The sequence below is a fragment of the Dokdonia sp. R86516 genome, from assembly GCF_044596715.1.
Taxonomy (GTDB): Bacteria; Bacteroidota; Bacteroidia; order Flavobacteriales; family Flavobacteriaceae; genus Dokdonia.
In genome coordinates this window covers 3,049,532-3,068,201 of sequence record NZ_CP138998.1, presented here as the reverse complement: position 1 = coordinate 3,068,201, position 18,670 = coordinate 3,049,532, and the positions used below count along the sequence as shown (strand labels likewise).

The 18,670-nt window shown below is 34.9% G+C and carries 14 protein-coding genes; 8 read left to right on the top strand and 6 right to left on the bottom strand.

Annotated elements, in window-relative coordinates; all coding sequences use genetic code 11:
- Window positions 1–96: 96 nt before the first annotated feature.
- Together SJY23_RS13780 and fahA are read right to left on the bottom strand one after the other, a co-directional pair.
- Entirely contained in the window at window positions 97–609 is a 513-nt protein-coding gene (locus SJY23_RS13780; protein ID WP_396596787.1) for a DUF3575 domain-containing protein, read from the bottom strand.
- Between the two features lie 486 nt (window positions 610–1,095).
- Complete coding sequence (gene fahA, locus SJY23_RS13775; protein ID WP_396596786.1) at window positions 1,096–2,388, bottom strand: fumarylacetoacetase; 1,293 nt, start codon at window positions 2,386–2,388, stop codon at window positions 1,096–1,098.
- 110 nt (window positions 2,389–2,498) lie between these two features.
- Between fahA and glyA the strand changes: the two genes are divergently transcribed.
- Window positions 2,499–3,773, top strand: a complete 1,275-nt coding sequence (gene glyA / locus SJY23_RS13770) for a serine hydroxymethyltransferase (protein ID WP_396596785.1) — start codon at window positions 2,499–2,501, stop codon at window positions 3,771–3,773.
- Between the two features lie 355 nt (window positions 3,774–4,128).
- Entirely contained in the window at window positions 4,129–4,515 is a 387-nt protein-coding gene (locus SJY23_RS13765; protein WP_035336632.1) for a nucleoside triphosphate pyrophosphohydrolase family protein, read from the top strand.
- Window positions 4,516–4,577: 62 nt separating this feature from the next.
- On the opposite strand, the gene SJY23_RS13760 is transcribed toward SJY23_RS13765, so the two are convergent.
- Complete coding sequence (locus SJY23_RS13760) at window positions 4,578–5,090, bottom strand: OmpH family outer membrane protein (RefSeq protein WP_035336633.1); 513 nt, start codon at window positions 5,088–5,090, stop codon at window positions 4,578–4,580.
- A gap of 80 nt (window positions 5,091–5,170) precedes the next feature.
- Window positions 5,171–5,413: a hypothetical protein gene (locus SJY23_RS13755; RefSeq protein ID WP_035336634.1), complete on the bottom strand. Its 243-nt coding sequence runs from the start codon at window positions 5,411–5,413 to the stop codon at window positions 5,171–5,173.
- A gap of 132 nt (window positions 5,414–5,545) precedes the next feature.
- On the opposite strand from SJY23_RS13755, the gene SJY23_RS13750 reads away from it, so the two are divergent.
- The 5 genes from SJY23_RS13750 to SJY23_RS13730 all read left to right on the top strand — a co-directional run bounded on the left by SJY23_RS13750 (window position 5,546) and on the right by SJY23_RS13730 (window position 13,498).
- Window positions 5,546–7,489 carry a peptidylprolyl isomerase gene (locus SJY23_RS13750; RefSeq protein ID WP_396596784.1) on the top strand — a complete coding sequence of 648 codons (1,944 nt, stop codon included), beginning with the start codon at window positions 5,546–5,548 and terminating at the stop codon, window positions 7,487–7,489.
- The gene (locus SJY23_RS13745) at window positions 7,479–8,348 is read left to right on the top strand and encodes a peptidyl-prolyl cis-trans isomerase (protein WP_396596783.1); all 870 of its coding nucleotides are present in this window, start codon (window positions 7,479–7,481) and stop codon (window positions 8,346–8,348) included. Before SJY23_RS13750 ends, SJY23_RS13745 begins: the two co-directional genes overlap by 11 nt.
- On the top strand, window positions 8,332–9,759 hold the full coding sequence (locus tag SJY23_RS13740) for a peptidylprolyl isomerase (RefSeq protein ID WP_396596782.1): 1,428 nt from the start codon (window positions 8,332–8,334) through the stop codon (window positions 9,757–9,759). Before SJY23_RS13745 ends, SJY23_RS13740 begins: the two co-directional genes overlap by 17 nt.
- A 9-nt stretch (window positions 9,760–9,768) precedes the next feature.
- Entirely contained in the window at window positions 9,769–10,722 is a 954-nt protein-coding gene (locus SJY23_RS13735) for an AAA family ATPase (protein WP_396596781.1), read from the top strand.
- A 502-nt stretch (window positions 10,723–11,224) separates the two neighbouring features.
- Entirely contained in the window at window positions 11,225–13,498 is a 2,274-nt protein-coding gene (locus SJY23_RS13730; RefSeq protein WP_396596780.1) for an aconitate hydratase, read from the top strand.
- A 77-nt stretch (window positions 13,499–13,575) separates the two neighbouring features.
- On the opposite strand, the gene SJY23_RS13725 is transcribed toward SJY23_RS13730, so the two are convergent.
- Window positions 13,576–14,088: a lactoylglutathione lyase family protein gene (locus SJY23_RS13725; protein WP_396596779.1), complete on the bottom strand. Its 513-nt coding sequence runs from the start codon at window positions 14,086–14,088 to the stop codon at window positions 13,576–13,578.
- Window positions 14,089–14,207: 119 nt separating this feature from the next.
- On the opposite strand from SJY23_RS13725, the gene SJY23_RS13720 reads away from it, so the two are divergent.
- Window positions 14,208–14,522 carry a winged helix-turn-helix transcriptional regulator gene (locus SJY23_RS13720; protein ID WP_396596778.1) on the top strand — a complete coding sequence of 105 codons (315 nt, stop codon included), beginning with the start codon at window positions 14,208–14,210 and terminating at the stop codon, window positions 14,520–14,522.
- A 260-nt stretch (window positions 14,523–14,782) separates the two neighbouring features.
- Here SJY23_RS13720 and SJY23_RS13715 read toward each other — a convergent pair whose 3' ends face one another.
- Window positions 14,783–18,415 carry a PAS domain-containing protein gene (locus SJY23_RS13715; protein ID WP_396596777.1) on the bottom strand — a complete coding sequence of 1,211 codons (3,633 nt, stop codon included), beginning with the start codon at window positions 18,413–18,415 and terminating at the stop codon, window positions 14,783–14,785.
- Window positions 18,416–18,670: the final 255 nt, after the last annotated feature.

Genomic DNA, 18,670 nt, shown 5'->3' with positions numbered 1-18,670 from the left:
TACTATAAAGTTGATACCTGCGGAATGCTATTATAGAGTGAATAGTATACATCTAACATAGAGGTACTTTTTTACAAGCATTATTTTCTAGTTATATTACTTGAAACGATAGCCTATGCTGATTCCCGCTCTACCACTCACTTTATTTCGATTAGTGTCAAAAACGTTTCTTCCCATTCCAAAATTTGCTTGTAAAATGATTCCTTCTTTTGAAATCCACTTGTAACCTACACCTAAACCTATAAGCAGATTATTATCTGTATCTGGTGTAGTATAAGGCTCAAGGATTTTGGTGCTGTGAAACATTGTAAAACCTTCAACAAAAAGTCCGCTAGCATATTTTTTGCTCAAATAGCGTCTATAAAAACCAGTAATTCCACTGTCATATTCATATTGAAATGCTGCGCCGGAGTCATTAAAAGTGGTAAATAATGATGTCCCAAAAGAAGAGTTCTCATTAATTGTTCTTTCAAATTCTACGTCAATTGTACCTAAGGCGGTAGATAGCCCGTTTAATTTTAATTCTGAAAAATTTGATTTTTCAAACTGTTCTTGTGCAAACATAGTAGCACAAAATAATAGTAATGATAAAGTGATTAATTGTCTCATGATGAATGAATTATAAATTTAGTTATAAAGTCAAATCTATACGGTTTTCCTTCTTGAGATAGTTAAGAATTTGGTAAATAACATAATGCATAAACTATTTAACTTTTAATTATGGCACTAAGAATTTTGTCGTTGTACAAGAAATCTTTGCTTTAGAAGGTGATTGCCACACCTGCTTGTAGATCCTTCAATACCAGGCTTTATCAATAAAAAAAAGGCTAGCTGTGTAGCTAACCTTTTTTTTGTTTTTTACGCTTTCGCGAAAGCGTGATACAATCAATTAAAGCAATCGTGCTCTTCTTTTTTTTCTAAAGTCTCTCACAAAGTACCATGTGGCACAACTTAATATGATAACGATACTTATAATGTTACCAAAAATAAGTGTAAGAAGTAAATAGCCTAAGTAAAAGGCGCTAGCATAGAAGGCCACCGCTAGTAACATGACTAAGTATAAAGCAATCGTTTTAATCATTTATAGACGCTTCACTATTTAGTTTTAGGCTCAAATACAGGAAGTAATTTTGTCGAAACCTCGCCAAAACCTATGCGTGGATAATCCTTTGTTTTAGAGTAACCACGTATAATTACTGTGTCATTATCTTCAATAAACTTACGATCACCACCTTCTTCAAGTTTGACAGGCTTTTCTCCTCTCCATGATAACTCGAGCATAGATCCGTAAGAATCTGGTGTTTTTCCAGATAGTGTACCGCTTCCCATCATATCTCCAGCATTTACAGGGCATCCATTTACAGTATGGTGCGCTAGTTGCTGGCTCATGTTCCAGTACATATACTTAAAGTTAGATTTACAAACCGTAGTTTCTTTCTTTCCTTCTGGTTGTAATGCTACTTCAAGATTGATATCAAAACTTTTCTTTCCTTCATATTGTAAGTAAGGAAGTAATTCTTTTTTAGGCTTAGGGCTTTCAACGCGGAAAGGCTCAAGTGCATCAAGAGTTACAATCCAAGGAGAGATTGAAGAGGCAAAGTTTTTTGCAAGGAATGGTCCCAGTGGCACATACTCCCATTTTTGAATATCACGAGCACTCCAGTCATTAAAGAGTACAAGTCCAAAAATATTTTCTTCGGCATCTGCCGTAGTGATAGATTCACCTAGATTATTTGCATCTGTAGTAATAAAAGCCATCTCTAGTTCAAAATCTACTAATCTTGATGGGCCAAAAATAGGCTCTGTAGCTCCGTTAGGTAATTTCTGACCGTTAGGACGGTGTACCGGAATTCCTGATGGTATTACAGAAGAACTTCTCCCGTGATATGCAACAGGTAAATGGAGCCAGTTAGGCATCAAAGCATTTTCCTCACCGCGGAACATGGTTCCTACATTTGTAGCATGCTCTATACTAGAGTAGAAATCTGTATAATCACCTATTTGTACAGGTAATTGCATCTCAACTTCTTCCATTTTGAAAATTACAACATCACAATCTTTCTTATTATTACGTAAAGATTCGTTTGTTTCCTCAAAAATTTCGGCAATGCGGTTACGCACTAGTCTCCATGTTTTACGGCCATCTGCAATAAAATCATTGAGTGTGTCTTGTAAAAAAATATCATCTGTAAGTGGGATACCTTCAAAGTAACCTAACTGGTGTAAAGCACCAAGATCTATTGCGTAATCACCTATACGCGTCCCTATTGTAATAACGTCATCACGCGTTAAGAATACACCAAAAGGAATGTTCTGTATTGGGAAATCTGTATTTTTTGGCGTTTCGAGCCAAGTTTTTCTAGAGGGATCGTTAGCAGATAGTGGCATTGTCTATATTTTGATAAGTTGTTTGTAATTCTCTCTTCAAATATAGGATTTATAGCACTCTTAAAAAGTCTTTGTAGTATTTTTGTATCACTTTAACAAACAATTTTACTATGCAACGTGATACTGCCATTTTTGACCTAATACAAGAAGAAAAAGAACGCCAATTAAACGGACTAGAACTTATTGCTTCAGAAAACTTTGTAAGTGACCAAGTAATGGAAGCTGCTGGTTCTGTGTTAACAAACAAATATGCCGAAGGTTACCCAGGAAAAAGATATTACGGTGGTTGTGAAGTAGTAGACGAGGTAGAGACACTTGCTATAGAACGCGCAAAGGAACTCTTTGGAGCGGAATATGCCAACGTACAGCCACACTCTGGATCACAAGCAAACACAGCAGTGTTTCATGCATGTTTAAAGCCAGGAGATAAATTTTTAGGTTTTGATCTTGCACACGGTGGTCACCTTACGCATGGATCTCCAGTAAACTTTTCAGGACGTTTGTATAACCCAGTTTTTTACGGAGTAGATAAAGAAACGGGACTACTTAACTATGATAAAATACAAGAGATAGCAACAAAGGAGCAGCCTAAGATGATAATTGCTGGAGCTTCTGCATACTCTCGTGAGATAGATTATAAACGCTTTCGCGAAATTGCTGACTCGGTAGGAGCAATCCTTCTTGCAGATGTTGCACACCCAGCAGGTCTTATCGCAAAAGGAATCATTGCAGATCCTATTCCACACTGTCACGTAGTAACAACTACTACACACAAAACCCTAAGAGGACCACGCGGTGGAATGATCATGATGGGGAAGGATTTTGAAAATCCTTTTGGAATCAAATTAAAGAGTGGAAAGCTAAGAATGATGTCTTCATTGTTAGATAGTGGTATTTTTCCTGGGAACCAAGGAGGACCATTAATGCATGTGATAGGAGCAAAGGCAATCGCCTTTGGAGAAGCACTTACAGATGAGTTCTTACATTATATGGTGCAGGTTAAGAAAAATGCCACTACACTAGCAGATGCACTTGTCCTTAAAGGGTACGACATTATATCTGGAGGTACAGATAATCACATGATGCTTATAGACCTGCGCAATAAAAATGTAACAGGTAAAGCAGCCGAAGAAGCACTAGGAAAAGCAGATATTACGGTAAATAAAAATATGGTACCATTTGATGATAAGTCACCATTTGTAACTTCAGGTATACGTATAGGTACTGCAGCAATTACTACACGTGGTCTTGTAGAAGGTGATATGCACGAGATTGCAAACTTTATAGACAAGGCAATACAGCACCACGATAATGACGAGGTGCTAGAAAACGTTGCAAAAAGTGTGAACGAGATGATGGGGCACAGACCATTGTTTAAAGCATAATACTTGCCATTTCACATAAAATAAAAGCCCGCATATAGCGGGCTTTTGTTTTTTATAATAGTTTCATACAGCATATATACCGCAGTGACATTATTAAGGTTTCAGTGCGAGTTTGATGATTACAAGTAAAGCGATAAAACCCATAAAGCCTACCAGCACCCATTTACTTCCTTTGTATTGCTTTTTGTGTAGAGATAAATCCTTTCTGTAACTCCATACCATAAGAAGGATAAAAGCCACAATAAAAAAAACAACAAATATAATCTGACCAGTACTAAACATTTAAAGTATTTTAGGAGTTGTAAAAATACGACTGAGTACGCTTTCGCGAAAGCGTAACAAAACAAAATCCTTTATGAAAAATAAAATAGCCGCCGTAACATTATTTCATGACACTTATGGTCTTGATCGAAAAGATAAACCTACCGCAAATCTCCCGCAATCTAAAAATGAACTACGCTTTAACCTCATGAAAGAGGAAAATGAAGAGTATCTAGAAGCTGCAAACGCTGGTGATCTAGTAGAAGTGGCAGATGCGCTAGGGGATATGCTGTATATTTTATGCGGAACGATTATCGAGCATGGTATGCAAGATAAAATTGAGGAAGTCTTTAATGAAATCCAGCGCTCAAATATGAGTAAACTAGGAGCCGATGGAAAACCTATCTATCGTGAAGATGGAAAAGTGCTTAAGGGGCCTAATTATTTTAAGCCAGATATTAAAAGTATACTCGATAAGTAATGACATAAAAAAAGCCGCTTCTATCTAGTAGAAGCGGCTTCTTAATAAAGTGCGGTATAAGATTACTCTTCTACTGTGATTCCTAGTTTTGTAAGAACAGCCATTGTAATGTCTGATGCAGGGTCTGCATATGCAAAGTTGTTGTTGTTACCTATAGTAAGGATATGTGAGTATCCTTGCTCCTTAGCAACTACAGTTACCATTTCTCCTATTTTCTTGTAAAGTGGTTGTACAACTTCAGATTGCTTTAATTGTAAAAGCTGAGCACCATTCTGACGAAATTTTGAGATATCTTCTTCAAGAGCGATGATTTCTCCTTGTTTTGTTTTCTTGTCTGCATCTGTAAAAGTCGCTTGACCGCTTTGGTATAGTTTTACCTTTGCTTCATAGTCTTCAATCTTTGCTTTCATTTGCGTTTCAAGATCAAGATTGTAAGCTTTTACTTTTTCATTTGCTCCTGTAAGTTCAGGCATTTTTGAGAGAATGAAGTCGGCATCTACAGTTCCTATTTTGCTTTGAGCAAAAGCGGTTGCAGTAAATAGGACTACAAACATTCCAAGTACGATTTTTTTCATTGTATAGTATTTATTAAGATTATCATTTGCGCGTGCAAATATATGTGATAGAAGACAATATCTATGCCAAGTGATACTTTTTAAGTAAATAGCTGCCCTCGGTGAGGTTTGAGCGCATCTCTCACTGGTTTCATCGCTTCTTTATCAACTACCAAAAATGCAATGCTGTGTTCTTCTGTAACTTGTTGAGTGCCTGTAATGGGAGTATTTAATACCTGTGCAGCTGCATACTCTTTTAAGTGAATCTCATGGTGTAAAGCAATTTTATGTGCATCTGGACCTCTAAAATCCCAAATTAGTTTAAGTCGTTCTTCTGTAGGCATAATATGATTTTATTTCTAACAAAAATATAGCATATATTTTCTATCTAGCTCAATAGGTACTAAATATTCTATAAGCTCGTTGCTATGGTACAACAGTTCATAATACTTATTTTTGCACATACTTAGAACGCTATGAAGCACTTGTTTTTATTGATTACTTTTCTTTTTGGATTTGCATCTGCTCAAGCTCAAAAAGATATTCTTCTTACAATAAATGATGAAGTTGTTTATAGTGAGGAGTTTATAAGGGTCTTTGAGAAAAATAGTGACCTTATAAAAGAGGATGCGTTGAGTTCCCCAAAAGATTATTTAGAGCTCCTTATAGATTACAAGCTCAAAGTTCAAGAAGCATATAAGCTAGGTCTTGATAAGAAAAAGTCTTATCGAGATGAAATATCTGCATATCGCGCACAACTGGCAAAAAGCTATCTCAATGACGTCAAGGTTACAGAAGAGCTTGTTAAAGAAGCTTATGATAGAACTGTAAATGAGCTCAATGCGAGACATATACTCATTAGGCTTAATCCAGATGCCTCACCTAGTGATACACTTGTAGCTTATCAAAAGATTACTCGAGTAAGAGAACGTATAATTAAAGGTGAAAACTTTGAAAAAGTAGCTAGAGAAGTAAGTGAAGATCCATCTGCTAAAAAGAATGGTGGGAATTTAGGCTGGTTTAAAGCGTTTAAAATGGTCTATCCATTTGAGAATGCCGCTTACAATACGGCAATTAATGAGGTGTCTAAGCCTTTTAGAACGAGTTTTGGATATCATATAGTTGAGCCTATCGCGACTCGTAAATCAAAGGGGAAAGTAAAGGTGGCTCATGTAATGGTTGCTTTAAATCAAAATGACAGTACTATTATTCCAGAGCAAAGAATTAATGAGGTGACTAAGCTATTGAAAGAGGGTGCTTCTTTTGAGACACTAGCACTTAATTATAGTGATGATAGAGTTTCATATAGAAAAGGAGGGAAACTAGAAGAGTTTGAGCAAGGGCAACTCAGGAGTGCAATTTTTGAAGAAACAGCATTTTCACTTGAAAATATAGGGGATACCTCACAACCTTTTAAAACTGAATTTGGTTGGCATATCTTAAAGTTATTATCTAAAACACCAATTCCTAGTTATCAGGATGTGCAATCTACTTTAATTAGTAAAGTAAAAAGAGACGCTAGGGCACAAGTAATATCAGACAAGTTAGATAACAACTTAAGAAATAGATATAATGTAATTCTTGATGAAGGATTGGAACCCTATTTAGAAAGTATCTTTCCAGATAAATATTCTGAAACTAAGATTGTTCTTAATAACGATCCGGCATTAAGCAATGTAGCCTTTACCTTAGGAAGAAATAAAGTTGCATATACTTACAAAATGGTAGCCGACTATTTACTAGCGTCTTATCCAAGAAAAACATATAGAAATAGAAGTCAGTTTGTTAAAGAAGGAATTCATTCTTTTGTAAGCATCGTGCTTAAAAACTATCATCTGGAGCACCTAGAAGAGGAGGATCAAGATTTTAGTGATATATTAAAAGAATACAAGGAAGGTCTATTGTTATTTGATTTACTAGAAACTAATATCTGGAAAAAAGCTCAGCAAGATAGTATAGGTCTACAAGAATTCTTCTTAGGGAATAAGGAAGATTATAGAAGTGTAAAGACTTATGAGGCTACAGTATGTAATACTAAAAATAAAAGCTTAGCGAAAAAATATAGAAACCTTCTTTCTAAAGGCAAATTGCCAGAAGAAGCCGTACTATCTTTGAAAAGTAAACATGATACTCCTGTATTACTATCTAGTAGGGTTCTAACTCAAGAAGATTTGCCAGAGGGACAACATCTATCTATAGGAGTAAGTGATTTGATAGAAGATGGAGATAACTTTACAGTTTACTACGTTACGGCCATCACAGAGGCAAAAGATCAATTACTAAAAGACGTGAAGGGTATTGTTATAAGTGACTATCAGAAAGAGTTGGAAGCTAATTTTGTAAAAAACTTAAGAGATAAAAGTGTAATCACTGTAAATAAAGAAGTTTTGAATACGTTAATAATGAAATATGAGAATTAAAAACAACAGCGTCGTTGTATTTCTTTTGTTTGCAGTAGTGTCACTGTCTATGGTGAGTTGTCGCTATTTTAAAAGTGATGATACTGAGACTATTGTTGCTCGGGTGAATAATCATACATTATCAAAGCGCACTATTGAAGAAGTTATGGCAAAGAATGTAGTGACAGATAGCGCGTCCTTTGTACAAAATTACATCAATACTTGGGCTACAAGTCAGCTACTGCTAGATGGAGCCTTGAGAAATCTACCAAAAGAAGATCAAGAAGAATTTGAAGCGCTCGTATCATCCTATAGAAGTGATTTGTATACTCGTTTTTATAAGGATGCACTTATAAATAAACAATTAGACAGTGTTGTTTCTGATAGTGAAGCGTTGAAATTTTATGAAGAAAACAAAGAGAACTTTATACTTAATGAACCGCTGGTTCAGTTTAAATTCATTCAAGTAGACGAAGATTATCAAAACCTAAAAACACTGAAATCTTATTTTACAAGCAAGGATGAGAAGGATAAGTACGCTCTAGATTCATTAAAATTTCAGTACAAGAATTATTTTTTAAATGATTCTATTTGGATAAAAAGAGGCGTGGTAATTGATCAAATAAATGCGATAAACAAGGAGAATGCAAACAACTTGTTAAAAAAAACAAATTTCTTACAACTGCGAGACTCATTAGGATTATATTTGGTAGCTGTAAGAAGTACGCTTGAGCGCAATGAAAATGCCCCGTTGGAATATGTACGACCAACGATCAATCAGATTATTAAGAATAAAAGAAAATTAGCGCTTATACAAAAGCTTGAAAAGGAGATTAAGGATGATGCTATTAAAAACAAACAATTTGAAATTTACAATTAATATGGTAGTGCTGCTTGCAGCGGCACAGCTTAGTATTGCACAAGAAACAACAGTAACTCCAGAAGTTACAACGATTAAAGAAACAGCAGTAGCGGTTCAAAATGATACTGTAAAAGCTCCTTTTAAGAAATTTAAAGTAGATGGTGTAGCTGGGGTAGTAGGTGACTACTTGATTTTAGAAAGTGATATTGATCAAAGTCTTATTGAGATAAAGCAAAGAGGTCAAGCTTCTGCAGATATAACATCTTGCCAAGTGCTAGGAAGCTTGCTCGAGAATAAACTTCTTACACACCAGGCTGTTCAAGATAGTATCGTAGTACAAGATAGCCGTGTTAATTCTGAAGTAGACCAGATGGTGCAACGTTTTGCATCACAACTTGGTTCTGAGCAGAAGGTAGTTGAGTTTTACAGAAAAGAGAATATGGCAGACTTACGTGCCGAGTTATTTAGCATTAGAAAGAATGTTATACTTTCTGACCGCATGAATCAGAAGATAATTGAATCTGTAGATGTTACTCCAGACGAGATTAAAACATTTTTTAACAACATACCAGCAGATGAGATTCCTACTTTTGGAGTAGAGCTTGAGATTGCACGTATTGTAATTGAGCCTAAAGCTACCGAGGAAGAACGCCAGAAGGTTATAGATCGTCTCAACGGTTTCCGTAGAGATATTCTTGAGAATGGAAGTAGCTTTGCTACAAAAGCTGTTTTATATACTGATGATGCAGCTTCAAGACCGGATGGTGGTTTAATGGTTATAGATCGTAAAACACCTTTAGTAAAAGAATTTAGAGATGTGGCCTTCAGTTTACAAGATGGTGAAATAAGTGAACCTTTTGAAACAGAATTTGGTTTTCACATTGTAACTGTTGAAAAAACAAAAGGAGAGCGCAAGGACATTAGACACATACTGCTTGTTCCAGAAATTAAAGAGGCTCAGGAAGAGGAGGCAAAAGACCTAGTAAAGAAAGTAAGGAAACGTATCATAGATGGCGAACTTACATTTGAAGAAGCTGCCAAAGAATTTTCTGATGAAAAGGAAACAAAATTTGAAGGAGGAACACTTACTAATCCTCAAACACTAGATAAACGCTTTGAATTAGGTAGACTAGATCCAGATATTTACCCTAAAGTAAATGACCTTGCAGATAAAGAAGTATCACTTGTTTATACAGATCAAACTAGAACAGGTAAAAAACAATTTATGATCTATACCGTAGATAATCGTCTTGAAGAGCACAAAGCAGACTACGTAAAGGATTATATTAAAATTAAAGATCTTGCATTGCGTGAAAAGCAGATTGCTGCTATAGAGAAGTGGCAAAAAGAAAAAATAGTAGAAACTTACATTAAGATAAACGGTGAGAATCGTGACTGTGAGTTTGTAAGTAATTGGTTAAAAAAATAATAGTTATTTATGTCTGACGTTACCGCTATCAAGAATCTTGTCGAAAAGCATAAGATTCTAAAAGCAGAAATTTCAAAGATTATTGTAGGTCAAGATAAAGTAATTGATGAGATTCTTTTATCTATTTTTTCTGGAGGTCACGCATTACTTATAGGTGTTCCTGGGCTTGCAAAAACCTTGATGGTAAATACTATTGCGACAACGCTAGGACTAGACTTTAAGAGGATACAATTTACGCCAGATTTAATGCCAAGTGATATTCTAGGATCTGAGATTCTGGATGACTCACGTAAATTTAAATTTATAAAAGGACCTATATTTTCAAATATTGTCCTTGCAGATGAGATCAACCGTACACCACCTAAAACTCAAGCCGCACTTCTAGAAGCGATGCAAGAGCGTGTTGTTACGGTAGCAGGACAGCGATACCCATTATCACTTCCTTACTTTGTTCTGGCCACGCAAAACCCTATAGAGCAGGAGGGAACTTACCCTTTACCAGAAGCACAGTTAGACCGTTTTATGTTTTCTATTAACCTAGATTACCCTTCTTTTCAAGAAGAGGTAGATGTAGTTAAAGCTACGACATCTGCTGAAAAGCATACGGTAAATGCATTGTTAAACGCACAAGAGATTATTGATATTCAACAGCTAGTGAGACGTATTCCAGTTGCAGATAATGTAATCGAATATGCTGTGAATCTCGTGAGTAAAACGCGTCCCAAAACAGATAAAGCAGCTCAGATTGTAAAAGATTACATTGATTGGGGAGCTGGGCCAAGAGCATCACAAAATCTAATATTGGGAGCAAAAACGCATGCAGCGGTGCATGGAAAGTTTTCTCCAGATATTGAAGACGTTCAGGTTGTTGCCACGGGAATTCTTCGCCACAGAATGATTAAAAACTACAAGGCAGAGGCAGAAGGTTTAAGTATAGAAGATATTATTAAGAGCTTATTTTAATATGCTTTCGCGAAAAAGTGCTGCTATAATCTTGATAGTGAGATTTTAAAAAAAAAGCAGTCTTTTAATTAAAAAATTTACAACTAGTTAAGTTGTGAAAATTTCTAAGCCATTAAATCCATATTGTGATTTGATGGCTTTTTTATGTCACATAAACTATTGATTATTGTGTTCAGTGTATAATTGAGGATTTTAATGTTTTTCAATAGTTCTTAGGAGGCATAGTTCTATATAATCGCTCTTCTATTCAATAAAATCACATTTTCGCGAAAGCGGAATATTATAATGAGGAAATTTTATAAGAGTTAAATTATCAATTTGATAATTTGAGCTGCCTCTTTTTTTGAATTTCATAATTAGCGCGTTGTATTTGAGATGGTTTGTCAATACGCGCTATTAGCTCAGTATGGAGCTTTCTGCTATTGTTATTCTTTAAGGTATTTTGTATTTTCGTGAACCGCAAAATTGAGCGGTACTATTTAACAACCCTAATACATTATATATGGCATTTGATATTGATATGATCAAGAAGGTTTATGCAAATATGTCTGAGCGTGTAGATGCTGCTCGTGACCTTGTAGGTAAGCCCTTGACACTTTCTGAAAAGATTTTATATTCTCACCTATGGGAGGGAAAAGCTTCTAAAGCGTTTACTCGTGGAAAGGATTATGTAGATTTTGCACCAGATCGTATCGCTTGTCAAGATGCAACTGCACAGATGGCTTTATTGCAATTTATGCAAGCAGGAAAAGATAAGGTTGCAGTACCTACTACAGTGCACTGTGATCACTTGATTCAAGCAAAAGAAGGTGCTGAAAAGGATCTTAAGAACGCAAACGATGTATCTAGTGAAGTTTTTAACTTCTTAGAGTCGGTTTCAAATAAATATGGTATTGGTTTCTGGAAGCCAGGAGCAGGTATTATACACCAAGTGGTTCTTGAAAACTATGCATTTCCAGGAGGAATGATGATAGGTACAGACTCTCACACAGTAAACGCTGGAGGACTAGGAATGGTTGCAATAGGTGTAGGTGGAGCAGATGCTGTAGATGTGATGGCTGGTATGGCTTGGGAGCTTAAGTTTCCTAAGTTAATAGGAGTTAGACTTACAGGAAAACTTTCTGGATGGACTGCACCAAAAGATGTAATTCTTAAAGTAGCTGAAATTCTTACTGCAAAAGGAGGGACTGGAGCTATTGTAGAATACTTTGGCCCTGGAGCTACGGCAATGTCATGTACTGGTAAAGGTACTATTTGTAACATGGGAGCAGAGATAGGAGCAACAACTTCTACCTTTGGTTATGACGAGTCTATGGAGCGCTATTTACGTGCTACAGATCGTGCTGATGTTGCAGATGCGGCAAATGATGTAAAAGAATACCTTACAGCAGATAAAGAAGTATATGCAAATCCTGAGCAGTATTTTGATCAGGTAATTGACATAAATCTTTCTGAGTTAGGACCATTACTTAATGGACCTTTTACTCCAGACCTTTCTACAACTGTAGGAAAGGATATGACTGAGAAAGCTACTAAAAACGAATGGCCTCTTAACGTAGAGTGGGGACTTATAGGTTCTTGTACAAACTCTTCTTATGAAGATCTTTCAAGAGCTTCATCTATTGCTCAACAAGCATTAGATAAAGGAATAAAAATGAAGTCAGAACTTGGGATTAATCCTGGATCTGAATTAGTACGATATACAACAGAGCGCGACGGAATCTTAGGAATCTTTGAAAAACTAGATGCTAAGATTTTTACAAATGCTTGTGGACCATGTATCGGGCAGTGGGCACGTTACAGTGATCCAAAAAATGCTCCTAAAAACAGTATTGTACACTCATTTAATAGAAACTTTGCAAAGCGTGCAGATGGTAACCCTAATACACACGCCTTTGTAGCTTCACCAGAAGTAACAGCAGCAATTGCAATATCTGGACGTCTAGACTTTAACCCTATGACAGATACGCTTCTTAATGAAGATGGTCAAGAGGTTATGTTTGATGAGCCAACAGGATGGGAACTTCCTCCTAAAGGTTTTGACGTAAAGGATAATGGTTATCTAGCTCCAGTAGAAGATGGTAGTGGTGTCATAGTAAAAGTAGCGGCAGACTCTGAGCGCCTTGAACTATTAACGCCTTTTGAGCCTATTCTTGATAGTGAGATGCAGGGGATGAAATTGCTTATTAAAGCTTTTGGAAAATGTACTACAGACCACATTTCTATGGCTGGACCATGGTTACGTTACAGAGGTCACTTAGATAACATTTCTAATAACTGTTTAATAGGTGCTGTAAACGCATTTGGTAAGAAAACAAACTTTGTTAAAAATCAACTTACAGGTGAGTATGGTGGAGTGCCAGACACACAACGTGAGTATAAAAAAGCAGGAATTAAAACTGTTGTTGTAGGAGATCACAACTATGGTGAAGGTTCTTCTCGTGAGCACGCAGCAATGGAGCCTCGCCACTTAGGTGTAGCTGCTGTGATTGTAAAATCTTTTGCACGTATACACGAGACAAACTTGAAAAAGCAAGGTATGTTAGGTCTTACTTTCCAGAACGAGGCAGATTATGATCTTATTCAAGAGGATGATACTTTTAACTTTGTAGATATTGCTAGTTTTGCACCAGATACTCCATTAACAGTCGAGATCGTTCATGCAGATGGTAGCAAGGATACTATTAAGGTAAACCACACGTACAACGATGCTCAAATTGCTTGGTACCGTGAGGGAAGTGCTCTTAACTTAATAAAAAAGGAGAATGCTGCATAAGTAGTAATTCTTTTAAATTATAAAAAAGCTCCGCTGGTTACAGCGGAGCTTTTTGTTTTTAAACTATGTACGAGTTTTTATTCTGCGTAGGCACCAGAGGAATATGTTAACTCATAACTATGAGTGTATATTTCAAATACAATTCCAAAAGGATCTTCTACGTAGCACATTTTATAAGGCTTATCTTTAGGATAATACGCTCTTATAGGCATTCTTTGCTTTCCTCCATAGGAAACAATTTTCTGAATGAGTTCTTCTATATTAGGATCTTGAACGCAAAAGTGAAATAATCCCGTGTTAAAGGGATTAAATTCTGGAGTTTTTATCTCTTTATTGGGAAATGAAAATAACTCTACTCCTATACCATCTGAAGTAGATAGGTGCGCTATCTCAAAGGTTTTCCAATTTTCGCCAAAAACATCAATACACATCTGTCCTATGGCAGTTTCTTTTTCTTTTTTGACTGTAGATGGAGGCATAATAACATACCACCCCATTACCTCTGAGTAAAACTCGACTGCCTTTTTTATATCTGGCACAGATAGTCCAATGTGAGAGAATGATTTTGGATAATTCTTTATAGTGCTCATAATTTTTATTTTTTTTCAAAATTAAACTATATTGTTCCTGATGTCAATAACTTACCCAAAAGTGACATAGGGTGCTAAAAGAGTAAAATAATGATTTTAAGGTGTTTAAGGTTTGATATATGAGTGATAATATTGCATGTCCGCTTAATTATACAATGAATTTAATAGGTACCAAATGGAAACCTCTTGTGTTATTTCATTTATTAGAGGGCGGCTTACGTTCTGGTGTATTACAAAAGAAGGTATCAGGAATTTCTAATAAAATGTTTACACAGACTGTGCGTGAACTAGAAAAAGACGGGCTTCTTACGAGAAAAGTTTTTCCAGTTGTACCTCCCAGAGTAGAATATAGCCTGACAAAGAGAGGAGCTTCCTTAGAAGCTATTTTAAGGAGTCTTGATACATGGGGAGAGGAAGATTCTCAAAATATATAGTAAGAGGAATTCTGTTGATCAATTAAAATAAAGATATATTGGATAGTATTTAAACTTTTTGATAATCATATTTCAGATTTGAGAAGTTTAATATAGTAAAAGGATACTGTGGTGGATAAAAGAACTGCCGTGTTGTGGAAATGTATACTCTTAGTTTTTATGCTTGTATCTAATACAAAGAGAGCTATGGTAGATTTACATGTATTAATTGATTTTCAAATCATTATATGCTGTACTATAAATACAAATTAGCCACTTGATCAACTTATTACTTTTAAGTGTTTATTTACCGTGTTAATGAGTTGCGTAGTAGAAATGGGTTTTGATACATAATCATCAAAACCTGCATTAAGCATTTTTTCTTTATCTCCAGACATTGCCAAGCCTGTCTGAGCGATAATAGTTATGTCTTTATTTGTTTTTCTTATTTCTTGCAACGCCTCATGACCGTCCATTTCTGGCATATTTATATCCATTAACACTAAGTCAATAGTAGAGTTTTGATTAACAATCTCAACTGCTTCTTTTCCATTTACGGCTCTTATAATTGTGCAATTATAATCAGAAAGACAGGCTTGTATGTACAGAAAGCTCAAATTGTCATCTTCGGCTATTAGAATAGTAAAGTCTCCATTGTCTAGTGTGTTCTCGTTATCCTCATTTATAATAACCTTTCTAACACGCACCTTATTATATGGGATTGTAAAGAAAAAAGTTGATCCTCTTCCTGTTTCAGAATCAATCCATACCTCACCATGTAAGAGTTTAACAAGACCTTGTACTATAGACAATCCAAGTCCTACACCTAGATTATGTGTTTGCTCACGTTTACCCTGCGTGAACCTATTGAAAATGTCTTTTTGTTCTTCTTTATCTATACCAATACCAGAATCTTTTACATAAAACTGAAGATTTTTTCCTTTGAGAGTATAGCCAAATTCAATAGCACCTTCTTTGGTAAATTTTATTGCGTTTTCTAAGAGATTAGATATAATTTGAACAAGCTTATTCTCATCTGTTTCAATAAAACTATCTACTTCTTCTAGACCTTTTTCTACTTGAAGTTTAATACTTGTATTTTCTAGTTTTATATTATATTTTGAATAGAGATCATTAATAACAGTATTTACATTGATATGAGAATAATCAATGTTTATCGTATTTGATTCAATTTTTGAAATATCTACAATGTTAGAAATGAAACTCAAAAGTCGGTGGCCTTCTTTTTCTATGAGTTCCAAATAGCTATCTCTTTTTTCTTCAGATATATTCTTCTTTCTCAATAGTTCAGAAAAGCCTAAGATACCATTCATAGGAGTACGCATCTCGTGACTTAAATTAGCAAGAAAAGCCGATTTTAATCTATCACTTTCTTCGGCTTTCTCTTTTGCCTCTATGAGCTCTGTGGCTAATTCTTTTTGTTGAGTTATATCTTGATTAGTTCCAGCAAGGCTTAGGACTTTGCCGTCTTTATCTATTACAGGCTGGCATATAGCTCTCACCGTTTTTTGTGGTTGATTAGGAACACAAATCCTATACTCAATATTATATGGAATCCCTTCATTAATAGCACTATCGACGGCATTTTTTAGAATTGTCATATCATCAGGATGAACTCTATCAACGACCTTTTGATAATCAGGATATTCCTTGTCATAGTCAAACCCCCAGATATTATACATCTCTTTAGACCACTCCATCTTCATACCAGAAGATGGTTTTACTAGCCAACTGCCAATTTTGGCTAAGGATTGAGCATCACTTAATTCTTTCTCTGTTTTGTCTAATAATAATTTAGATCTTAATTTATCTTTTTCATTTTGTCGTTGCTCAGTAATATCAAAGAAAACGGTAACAATTTCTTTAACTTTTCCAGTACTGTTCAGCACTGGAAAACCATTGAGAGTAACCCATATAATATCTTTTTCATCCCTTCTTACAAGTCCTAAAACTTGATTTTTAATAGGATCTTTAGTATTTGAGATTTTATTTACTGGATATTCAGAAATAGGTAGGGGTGAAGCATCAAGTTTTACAAACTTCCAGCCCATATCTTTTTCGGCTTTTCCTTTAATAAATTTTTCATCTATACCTAGAATTTGAGAGGCTCTAGTATTACATTGCATTATGCTAGTATCTGGCGCATGAACTACAACACCAGCTTCTAGATTATGCATTAATATGCGAAAGCGTTCTTCATTTTCCTCGGCACGTTCTTTAGCTTCTTTTATTAAATTTCCAGTTTTATAGCGTTCTGTGATATCATGTACTACACCTACTATAAAAATGGTATTATCGTTATCTACAAATCTTGTTTTTCTTATAGAGATTCTTCTAGTATCGCCATTTTCTTTTATAAGGGTTTTTTCTGTGATATTTTCTCTACCATCTTTTACAAGTTGCTTGTCAATATTAAGGAAATCCTTTCTCTCCACATATGAAAATCTTTCCTCAAGAGTTTTACCAATGATATCTTCTCTTTCAAAACCATAGAGTGTGCAAAACGCATTATTTACTATGAGCAACCTACTTTGGTCATCCTTCACAAAAACTGGATCTCCTATATTATCAATAATATTATTTAGATGATTTTTACTTTCTTCAGCTTTTACTTTAGCCGCAATAAGTTCTGCATCAATAAGTTTTTGCTCAGTAATATCTTGGCCGGTTCCTTTTAAACTAATGACATTTCCTTGGGGACACACTTCAGGTTCACATATACACCTTATGACTTTTTGTGTTCCATCAGAAAGACATATTCTATGCTCTATATCATATGGAATTCCGCTTTTGCTAGCTTTTTTTATAGAAGAATCCCATAATTCTAAATCATCCGGGTGGATGTGATCAAGTAATACTTTATATGGGGGTGTACCATGGCTTGGCTCAAATCCCCAAATATGGAACATCACTTTAGACCATTCCATTTTTCTTTCTTCTGTATCAAATATCCAGCTACCTACTTTGGCAAGTGTTTGTGCCTCATCAAGATCACTTTCTATTATTTTTCTGTCTGTTATATCTTGAGTTACACCAAAAACCTTATCATTTATAAATTCTATGCCTAGAATACTTAAGTGTCTTATTTCACTATTAGATTTAACAATTCTGAATTCGAATGGTTCCATAGCTTTATCGCTGAAAAGCTTTTTAATCACCCTCTTAACTTTAGGTCTATCTTCTTCAAGAATCAATTCTCGTACATTATCACTGGTAGGAATAAACATTCCTCTCTTGACACCATAAATATTGTACATCTCATCAGACCAGTAAGCTGTATCTGTACTCCATTCCCATTCCCAACTACCCATTTTTCCAAGTTTTTGAGCCTGTTGTAATTTTAATATGGATTCTTTTTTAGCAGATTCTACCGCTTTTAGTTCAGTAATATCTTGGATAGTGATAGGTACAGCTTTTTGTTCTAATAAAGTTTGAGGTATACGTATAGAAAACAAAGCTTTAAACTCATCACCCTCTAAGGTTTTGTAATTTACCTCAGAAGTAAATGTTTTTTTATTTTTCCATATTGCCGCTATAAGTCGTATAAATACTTTATTTGCTCCACGACCGAAGGTATTTTGTAGGTTGTTAAAAAATGCTTGATTATTTTCTGCTTTAAATAGTTTTAAAGTAGCCGTATTAACGCTATTAATTTTTAACTTATTAATAAATGATAATAAAGCATCTGGATTTTTCTTTAAATATTTCTTGATATTAGAAACGCCACTATCTCTAAGCCTCTCAATTTCTTCATATACTAACGTAAAATCTTCATTCCAAATAGAAATAGTTGAGTTATTAAATAGCGTCTTGTAAACGTTGTTACTTTCAGACTTTAATCTCTCTATTTGTTTTTCTAATTCTTGATAAGTAGGCTTTTTCTCTAATTCCATACGGTAATAACTTTAGCCTTTTTATCTATTATTAGGTAGCTAATAGTCTTATTCTTAAGTTTATAAATAAAACTATTAAAAATAAATTATATAGCACTTACAATATTTAAAAAGATTATGTCACGCTTTCGCGAAAGCGTAAAAATTCATATTAAATTCTTTAAAATTGTAACTTTAGTTGCAATATAATGGATTACACCACTTTAATCAACCATTAAAAAATCAATCTTTAATTGTATTGGATAACTACACAGT